At 35.8% G+C, this 2,685-nt stretch carries 3 protein-coding genes and 1 pseudogene; all 4 read left to right on the top strand.

Annotation, left to right across the window (positions count from 1 at the left end; all coding sequences use genetic code 11):
• Positions 1-303 (top strand): ATP-binding cassette domain-containing protein (locus ABZC96_RS09530; RefSeq protein WP_373030733.1); only part of this gene is annotated, 303 nt, incomplete at its 5' end.
• Complete coding sequence (locus ABZC96_RS09525; protein ID WP_373030732.1) at positions 290-1,105, top strand: cell division protein FtsX; 816 nt, start codon at positions 290-292, stop codon at positions 1,103-1,105. The genes ABZC96_RS09530 and ABZC96_RS09525, both read left to right, overlap by 14 nt.
• The gene (locus tag ABZC96_RS09520; RefSeq protein WP_373030730.1) at positions 1,102-2,469 is read left to right on the top strand and encodes a peptidoglycan DD-metalloendopeptidase family protein; all 1,368 of its coding nucleotides are present in this window, start codon (positions 1,102-1,104) and stop codon (positions 2,467-2,469) included. Before ABZC96_RS09525 ends, ABZC96_RS09520 begins: the two co-directional genes overlap by 4 nt.
• Positions 2,470-2,539: 70 nt before the next feature.
• Positions 2,540-2,685 (top strand): annotated as a pseudogene (locus ABZC96_RS09515) (UMP kinase); the annotation flags it as partial.

Genomic DNA, 2,685 nt, shown 5'->3' with positions numbered 1-2,685 from the left:
CTTCTTAAACATGTGAAACTTGCTGAACATGCTAATAGATATCCATTGGAACTCAGTGGTGGAGAACAACAGCGTGTGGGAGTGGCAAGGGCATTGTCAAAAAATCCAGTGGTGATCTTGGCAGATGAACCTACGGGTAACCTTGATGATTACTCATCCAATGTGATTTGGGATTTGATGGAAAATGCATGTCAGCAACTAGATACAACCGTTTTGGTCGTAACACATAAGATCCCAACGATCTTCTCACTGCCATATAGACATTTTATTATAGAGAGTAAGGGTGTATATGAAGTTCATTAAAAATCATCTTATGTTTATACTGCCACTGATGGCGATCTTATTGGGTATTGAATTTTATTTCGTATTTGACCGTACAACCAACTCGTATGAAAAAGGTCTTAAAGAAGGCTATTCAATGCTTGTTGTTGCACAAAAGCCTATGGAACTCTCTGTCTTTCAAACACTTAATGGACACATAAGTACATCTGAGAATATCAAACGTGAGTATATTGTCTTTGAGGTTGCCAAAGGTATAAGTAAAAGCAGTGGTGAGGAAATATTGGCTGCATTACCTTATTTTTATAACCTTGGACTTGATTCGTATCTACATACCTCTGAGTTGGAAAAGATTAAAAAAGATCTTGAATCTGATATTAATATTAAGAAGGTGGAGACATTTGGGAGCAGTTATAATTCCAATTATAGACTTTTCTCTTTTATCAAATTTATATTAAAAGTATTTATTATTTTTATGGCTATTGTGAGTCTCTTTTTAATTATCAAGCAAATGGAGATCTGGAAATATGCACACAAAGAGCGTATGCAGGTTATGGAAATATTTGGTGCGCCTATGATGCTTAGATCGGGGGTGCTCTTTAGAGTAGCGTTTGTAGATGCAATATTTGCAACGATATTGGTAAGTGCTATATTCTTTTATACTAAATTTTATTGGGCTGCGGAGAGTGGTATAGATATTATGATGCAAAACAAAGAAGCGCTTTTCAAGTTTACTGATATAGGTATTTTGTTAGGTTCTTCAATTTTGATCGTTATTATTGCTGTTTACACTGTAGTATTTAGTAATAAGGGAGTGCAGGAGTGAAATCCTTCATCCTTATTTTTTTTGTCACTGTAGGGTTGCTTTATGGTGCATCAACAGTTGCGAAGATCGAAGACTCGAAAAAAAATCTATCAGTTACATCATCTGCCAAAAAGAAGGCGACCAGACAATTAAGTAAGATCGCTAAAGATATCCAATCTGCAGAAAAAGACATTGTGTATCTTGAAAAAAAGCTGGATAGTCTTGAACGTGACCAAGAGAGATCAGAACAAAAATACGAAGTGTTAAAAAATGAGTTAAGTCAGTCTGAGAAAGACTTAGCATTGACTAGCCAAGCGTTAGAAGAAAAACATCAGGCATTTATCTCCTTGCTTTCTGAACAGTTCTCTATTATATTTGCTATGGAACAGGCACATGAACCTACACGGGAATCTATCCTTTCGCAAGAAGTCTATATTGCATACAAAAAACATAACAGTAAGATATTAGCTACACTCAGTGTTGATATTGAGAAGCTTAGAAAACAGAAAAATGATAAAGTTGTGTTACGTAACAAAACCAGAAATGAGATTAATCTTATTGTTAAAAAAAGAGAAGAGTATGCACAAAAAAAGCTAGCCAAAGAGAAGTTGCGTAAAAAACTCTCCAAGGATGAAGAGAAATACAATGCAAAACTTGAAAAGATCGTGGATAAACAGAATTCTCTTCGTTCAACGTTGGCAAAACTGAATATATTACATACACAAGAAGTGGAAGAGTCACGTAAAAGAGCTGCCGCAGAAAAAGAGGCAATGCGTCTTGAAAAAAAGAGACAACGAGAGATACGTGAAGCTAAGGCATTGGCCCGTACCAAGGCAAGAAATGCCCAAGAAGCTTTGAAGCAGGCAAAAACAGAAGAAGCTAGAAGAAAAGCACTTTTGGCGGCAAAAGAGGCAGAAAAAGAGAATAAAAAAGTCTATAAAGAGAGTGAAAAAGTCAGGCAGGTAAACTCTTCGTATACACCTTCTAAAACGTATGCATATAGTGGTGATAGAACGATATCCCCTTTACCTGGAGCAAAGCTAGTGAAGAAGTTTGGTACGTATGTGGATCCTATTTATAAGATAAAAATTTTTAATGAATCTATCACTTTGCAATCTCCTACTGTAAATTCTAAAGTACAAAATATCCTCAATGGGAAAGTGGTCTTTGCCGGGCAAAGCAGTATGCTTGGAAAAGTAGTGGTTGTGTCACATAGTAAAAAGATACATACTGTCTATGCGGGACTTTCTAAAATCGCTCCTACTATACATGTTGGAGCTAAAATACAAAAAGGATATGTGGTAGGAAAAGTAAATGAAAAGCTTATTTTTCAGGCGACAAAAGACTCTAAACATATCAACCCATTAAAGCTGATTAAGATATAGGGTTTTAATAGTTTAAACCCCTCCTAAACCACATTTGGATATAATCGCGAAATTATATAAAGGTGCATCTGTGATTAAAAGAGTATTGGTAAAATTTTCTGGTGAAGCATTGGCGGGTGAAGAAGGGTATGGTATTGATACTCAGATTCTCAATTTTATTGCAGGTGAGATTAAAGAACTTGTAGACAACGGTGTTGAAGTGGGTATCGTTGTAGG

Origin of the sequence: Sulfurovum sp. (assembly GCF_041551015.1) — a bacterium.
Lineage (GTDB): Bacteria > Campylobacterota > Campylobacteria > Campylobacterales > Sulfurovaceae > Sulfurovum.
This window is presented reverse-complemented; position numbering and strand designations above follow the sequence as displayed.

What these genes read in the sequence shown, in the direction of transcription:
- ABZC96_RS09525 (WP_373030732.1), top strand. Translation starts at nt 290, where the DNA reads ATGAAGTTCATTAAAAATCATCTTATGTTTATACTGCCACTGATGGCG.